Source organism: Aeromonas sp. R6-2 (assembly GCF_040908155.1).
Taxonomy (GTDB): domain Bacteria; phylum Pseudomonadota; class Gammaproteobacteria; order Enterobacterales; family Aeromonadaceae; genus Aeromonas; species Aeromonas schubertii.
In genome coordinates this window covers 44,676-51,379 of sequence record NZ_JBFODE010000047.1, presented here as the reverse complement: position 1 = coordinate 51,379, position 6,704 = coordinate 44,676, and the positions used below count along the sequence as shown (strand labels likewise).

The following is a 6,704-nucleotide window of genomic DNA, read 5'->3' as shown; positions in this document are numbered from 1 at the left end:
GGCTGCGCGCCGTCGTCCGGGCCTGCATCGAGAAAACGAATTACCCCATCCCTGCCGAATTGTGTGCGTCAAGCCCCTGTCGGTGAACGGTTACCCAAAGCTGCCCTGACCCAGCTCGAACTGGCGACTGTGCTTAGCCGTGACAAGCTGGAACAGTTGCGCCGTGAGCAACAAGCGGGCAGCGGAGATGCCAAGGCGCTGGCCGAACAAGAGCGGTTGCTGGCCTCCGAGGTCAAGCAGCTGGAGCGTCAGCTGGTCGCTCAGTCAGCCAGTCATACCCGCCTGCATGCCGGGCTCAAGCAGTCCGGGCTCGACACCAAGAATCTTGCCCAGGAACAGCAGCGCCTGCAGCGTGAGCTGACCAAGAGTGTCGCCCAGACCGAACGGCTGGGACGCGAATTAGGTCAGGGCAGTCAGCAGGCCGGTGGCTTGCAGGGGGCCATCGGCAGCCTGACCGGGCGCCTGGTGGCGTTGGCTGGTACTTGGTTTGGTATCCAGACCCTCACCTCCCAACTGATGGCCATGTTCCAGACTGGCGATCAGGCCGAGCGCCTCAATGTGCAGCTCAAGGCGGTGATGGGTTCGATTGCCGGTGGCAACGAGGCGTCAGTCTGGATCCAGGACTTTGCCAAGAACACCCCTCTGCTGCTCAGTGAAGTCACCCAGGTATTCGTGCGGCTCAAGGCGTTTGGCATCGACCCTATGGCGGGGGCCATGCAGGGTATTGTCGATCAAGCGTACAAATTGGGCGGTGGTTTTGAAGAGGTGCAGGGCATATCTCTGGCCCTTGGTCAGGCCTGGGCCAAGCAGAAGCTGCAGGGGGAGGAGATCCTGCAGCTGATTGAGCGGGGCGTGCCGGTCTGGCAGATGCTGGAACAGGTGACCGGCAAGAATACCGCCGAGCTGCAGAAGCTCTCTGAGGCGGGCAAGCTGGGCCGTGAGACCATCTCTGCCCTGATGAATGAGATTGCCACCCAATCGCGCGGTGCGGCTGCCGACAACATGAGTCTGCTATCTGGGCTTATCTCCAATGCCCAGGACAACCTCGCCAAGTTTTACCGGATGGTAGCCGAGAACGGGGCGCTGGCTTGGCTCAAAAACCAGCTGGCCAACCTTAATGCCGAATTTGAGGCGATGGCCAGGGATGGCCGCCTGCAGGCGTGGGCCAAGCGCCTCTCCGATGGCTTTATCACCATGGGGGAAACCCTCAAGTCGCTGATCCAGACCCTCTATGAGTGGCGCACCGCGCTGACCGTACTGGCCCAGGCTTGGGTTGGCCTGAAAATCGCGGGCTGGATTGGTGATCTGCGCAGCCTCTACGCCCAGTTTATTGCCATACCTGTGGCGACCGCGACAGCAGCAGGCGGTATGACGACAGCGGGCACAGCAGCAGCCGGTGCGGCGATAGGGGTCAGCGTGCTGGGCGCTGCCGTCAAGGGGCTACTGGCCGCCGTGGCGGTCGAGTCCATCATCCAGATCACCCAGTTCGCCTCTGCCCTGCGTCAGCTGGTGCAGGCTGAGCTGGCACTCCGGGAGGCGCAGGGGCTGCGCTCCGAGACTCAGGCCCGCCTCAATGGTCAGTTTGCCGCCCTGTCAGCCGAGCTGGGTTTTGCCATCACCAGCATGGCGGATCTCGATCGCCTGGTCGCCGAGGGCAAGGTTCATTACGACGAGGCCGCTGGAAGCTGGCGACAAGGCGCCGCCGCCGTAAAAGCGCTGGGGGATGAGGCCAAGAGTACCCGTGATTATCTGGCCGAGATCAATGCGGTGGCCAAGCAAACCGCCGCCGATGGCCCAGCCAAACTGGCTGAGGCGTTTAAGGTGCTCGGCCTCGATTTCGAGCAGGCCAATGGCCGTATCGGTGCGGGCTTTCAGAAGACCATCGGCGCCCTGGATGTATTGGTGGCGCACACGGGGGCCAGTAGTGCCGCCATCGAGGAGGCGCTGGCTGCCGCCTACAACAGCGCCAAGACCACCGCCGAGATCGATGCGGTGATCGCGCGTCAGAAGCAACTGGCCGCCCAGGGCAAAATCACCGGGGATGCGCTGGCCCGCTCCATGGCCATCGCCGCCGATGCCATGGCCAAGGTGAAAGGGGGGAGTGGCGATACCAAGCAGGCCGTCGCGGCCATTGGTGATGGCTTTGACGAAGCGGCTGCACGGGCCAAAGGCGCTACTGATGCGATGCGTGCGGGGCTTAAAGGGGTTCAGGATGAAGCCAAACAGACGAATGTCAGCCTCACCAGTAGCGGTGGGGGCGGTGGTCGAGGCGATATCACCCGCACCGTGAACGCCGGTTCCTTCTACTACAAGAGCGTGGATATCAACAGCCTGCGTGGCAATGCCGAGGGGCTGGCCAATACCCTGGCCGGGGTGGAGGAGGAGCTGGCCCGCTACAGCCAGAAGGTCAAGGACATTCCGGCCTACAGCGAGTGGAGCAAGTATTACGGCGAGAAGTTCCAGAAGGAGATGGAGGCGATGCAGGCCCGCCTCAAAGAGGAGCTCAACAAAGCGTTGGCCAAAGAGAGTGCCAAAACCAATCAGGCCGCCGCCCAGCTACCAGTTCCAACTGCAGAGCCATCTACCCCCAGCACCAACACCCCAGGGACACGCAGGCCCCTGTCTGAGCGGATCACCATCGAGCTCAAAGGGGCAGGGGGCTCGGCCGAACTACAGGCCGATGAGGCCAATGCGAATGCCTTTATCAACATTCTTAAACAGCAAGGACTGCGCCAATGAACGTGACCTTAAACAGCGTGCTGCTGCCAGATGATCTGGTCTGGCGCGACGAGTTCGAGTGGGCGCCGGTCGAGCAGGTGGTGACCCCGACCCTGAGCGGGGCCCTGTTGGTGGAGGAGACCGCCAAGCCGGAGGGGCGGCCGCTGACCCTGAGCGGGCATTGCTCCCGCGCCAAGGTGCAGGAGATCAAGGTGTTGGAGACGCAGGTGGCCCAGCTGATGACGTTGACCCTGCTCGATGGTGTGGCCCGCACCGTGGTGTGGCGCCGCCCTGGCGTGGTGGCGACCCCACTGGTCGAGATGGCCGACCCGGAAGGGGGCGACCCCTATGCCTTGACCCTGAATCTCACAGAGGTAACCCCATGACCATTCTCTCTGGCGATATCGTGTTGTTGGCCAGCCAGCGCCTGGTTGATACCGATGACGGCGGTGGTCGCATCACTGGCCGCGAGATCATTAGCGGTAACCATAACAGCCTGTTCCCTGATGTAAGCGACATGGATCGGGCCTATGGCACCGTGAATATGCGCAAGGCGTTTCTGGCGGTGCAGACGGACGACACCGACACCTACTATGGCGCCAATGCCATGGTGCTGCTGCCGCCCAGTGACCCCAGCGTCAACCTGACGCTGATGACCACCAAAGACCACAACGACACCCGCGATAACGCCCGCAACACCCTGGAACGCTATCAGGCCCGAGGCCCGAAGTGGCAGGGGGTGCTCTACGATACCCAGCTGGAAGGGCAGCGGGCGATCCGCATCCTGCAACGCATTGAGGTGCGGTTGCCGGAGGTCGGGGAGGTGCTGGTGCTGGTCGGCAACGAAGGGAAGGGGAACGAGGTTGAGCAGTATGTGCGGGTTGACCGGGTAACCGCCGAGCTGCGCAAGTTCGGGGTGTCTGGCTACCAGGGCGAGTTCACCCGCAACGTGGTCACTTGCGTGATCACTGACCCGCTGCGCTACACCTTTGAAGGGGAGCAGCCCAGCCCCTATGACCAGGCGACTACCAAGACCACTCTGCGGGAAACCGTGGTGGCCGATGCCGCTAACTACTTTTCGACCACCAAGCTGGTCGCGGATGCGGCGCTGGGTGCAATGCGGGTGCAGGCCAAGACCATTTTCACCCAGCTGGTACCCAGTGCCCGCAGTGAAACCCCTGTGGTGGACTTGACTGCTGCCGGTGAGCTGGGCGCCCTGCTGGAATCCGGGGTGGGCAGTCCCCACACCTTCACCACCACCTCACCAGTCAGCCCAAGCCAAGGGCTGTTCCTGGGGATTGGTGCCATGCCGGGCAGCGTATCGGTCACCATCGGCGCGGCAGTGATCACCGACAAGGGCGGCGAGCTGTTCCTGGTCGGTACCGTGGTGGGGGCTATCGACTACGGGCGTGGCCTGCTGACCTTCAACAGCCAGTGCCCGAACTATGGCGCCGCCAGCAAAACCGTGAGCTTTCGCCCGGCAGTGATGCCATCGCGCATCGCTGACACGGCCCAGATCCAGATCGCCGCCAACAACCGGGGTTATGCCTACACCGCGACCCTGCTGCCTACCCCTTGCCCCGGTTCGCTGACCGTCAGCTATCTGGCCCAGGGCAAATGGTACGACTTGAAAGACAACGGGCGCGGGGAGCTGTTTGGCCAGGACAAATCCTATGGCTCTGGCCTGCTCAACTTCACCACCGGCTCTGTGGTGCTAACCCTGGGGGCGCTGCCGGATGTGAACAGCGCGATCATGTTCAGCTGGGGTACCAAGGTATCTTACCTCAACCGCGCCAGCATGGTGCTGGATCCGGTGCAGCTGACCCATAAGCTGGCCCATGAGGGGATCACCCCCAATAGCCTGACCCTGACCTGGCAAGCCGGTGGCGCGACCAAAACCGCCATCGACAACGGGGCGGGCCAGCTGACCGGCGATGCCACCGGCACCATCAATTATGTGACCGGCGATCTGGCCCTGCGGGTGGCAACCCTCCCGGATGGCGGCCAGGAGTACCAGGTTGTTTACCAGTACGGCGACCCGGACACCCAACGTTTTGACTACCCGGCCCGCAACCCGGACGGGACGATCACCCTGCAGCTGACCAAGCAGAACCTGACCCCAAGAATGGTCTCGCTGCGCTGGAATGCCCTTTATGAGGATGTGAAGGATGACACCGAACTGGTGATCGCTACCCGTGACCCGATCATCAGTGTGCGCGACAACGGCGCGGGCAAGCTGCTGGATGCGGCAGGGGTGGAACGGGGCAGCGTCAACTACACCACCGGCCAGATCACCATCAAGCCGGATGGCCTGGGCGGCATTCCTAAAACCCGCTATGAGTGGCGCACCATCGGCACCTATGGCGATGGCCACGGTAACACCATTGCCCGCCAGCGCTGGACACTGGTGGAGATCTACTACGTGCAGGCCGCTTACCTGTTCCCGGTGGACGACAGTGGTTGGGTCGAGGTGGAGTACCGCAGCAACAATGCAAGCCAAGCGGGCCAAGATACCGTGAAGGCTACCCCGCTGGTGCTGGATATCACCCCGCGCAACGGCGAGGCGATCCTGGCCAACTCAGTGCGCTTTGCCCTGGGCGGGTCGGTCTATGTGGACAGGCAAGGGATCCTCTATCGCAACATCGACCCCGCCACCGGAGCCGGTGAGCAGGCCGGGACACTGGATTACGCTACCGGCAAGGCGACCGTCACGGTCTGGAACCCCGGCGCTGCGCCAGTGCCGGCCCTGAGTTCGCTGGTCACCAGCCTGGTGGCCCAGACGGTGGACGAGGTGACGTTCAGGACGCCGGGGGCACCCATTGCGCCATCCAGCCTCTACCTGAGCGGCAACACCGCAGACGGGCGCCGATTTGAGGTGACCGCCAACGGCGATGGCACCATCACCAGCACGGATGTAACTGGCAAGGTGGACTATCAGACCGGGGTGGTATCGGTGCGCTTTGGCCGCCTGGTGACGGCAGCGGGCAACGAGAGTAAACCCTGGTTTGACCCGGATATGGTGGTCGATGGCAAGATCTGGCGCCCCTTGTCGGTGGTGGCTGACACCATCCGGTTTAATGCTGTGGTCTATAGCTATCTGCCGCTCGATGCGGATCTGATCAAGCTGGATCCGGTGCGCCTGCCATCCGATGGCCGGGTGCCCTTCATTCGCAAGGGGTACATCGTGGTGGTGCATTCCACCAAGCGCAGCGCCTTCCCCATGGGAGTACAGGCGGGGCAGCAGCTCAACACCGGGCGCGAACGGCTGGCCTATTGCCGGGTGGAGGATAAGAACGGCAAGGAGCTCGCGCCGCAGTTCTACAGCGTCAACATGAATAGCGGGATGGTGACCCTGGCCAGCCCGCTGAACCTGACCGGCTATGTGGAGCCGCTGACCGTGGTTCACCGGATCGAGGATATGAGCCTGGCCACCGATGTGGAGATCTCGGGCCGCATCACCCTGGCTCGGCCCCTCAGTCACAACTATGAGGCGGCGGATACCCTGGTCTCCAGCGCCCTCATTATCGGTGACCTGTGGGCTCGCTATGGGGCGCTGTTCGACCAACGCACCTGGACAAATAACTGGTCTGATTTTTTGATTGGCGACCCCTGCACGGCGGAATACAACGACACGGATTTCCCGATCGTGGTGACCAACCGGGCGACCCTGCAAGAGCGCTGGGCCATCATCTTCCAGACCACCACCACGTTTATTTTGGTCGGTGAGCATGTGGGCCAAATTGCGGTGGGGGACGTGAATACCGACTTTGCCCCCATCAACCCCAACAACGGCCAGCCCTATTTCAGGCTTGACCGGCGTGGCTGGGGGGCCGGTTGGGCTGCGGGCAACGTGCTGCGGTTCAACACCTACGCCGCCAATTACCCGATCTGGTTTATCCGCACCATCTTGCAGTCGGTGGCTGCGGTAGATACCGACCGTTTCGAGGCCCAGCTCAGGGGCAACGTCAACCGTTAACCGGTGAGGC

Annotated in this window: 3 protein-coding genes; all 3 read left to right on the top strand. The window is 62.6% G+C overall.

From position 1 onward, the window contains the following. The first annotated feature begins 63 nt into the window (after positions 1–63). From AB5Y48_RS12925 to AB5Y48_RS12915, 3 genes are read left to right on the top strand one after another with little or no spacing between them, the layout of a single operon-like run. On the top strand, positions 64–2,739 hold the full coding sequence (locus tag AB5Y48_RS12925) for a tape measure protein (protein ID WP_368164712.1): 2,676 nt from the start codon (positions 64–66) through the stop codon (positions 2,737–2,739). Continuing rightward, positions 2,736–3,104 carry a hypothetical protein gene (locus AB5Y48_RS12920; protein ID WP_368164710.1) on the top strand — a complete coding sequence of 123 codons (369 nt, stop codon included), beginning with the start codon at positions 2,736–2,738 and terminating at the stop codon, positions 3,102–3,104. Before AB5Y48_RS12925 ends, AB5Y48_RS12920 begins: the two co-directional genes overlap by 4 nt. After that, complete coding sequence (locus AB5Y48_RS12915) at positions 3,101–6,694, top strand: curculin (mannose-binding) lectin protein (protein ID WP_368164709.1); 3,594 nt, start codon at positions 3,101–3,103, stop codon at positions 6,692–6,694. Before AB5Y48_RS12920 ends, AB5Y48_RS12915 begins: the two co-directional genes overlap by 4 nt. Positions 6,695–6,704 lie beyond the last annotated feature (10 nt).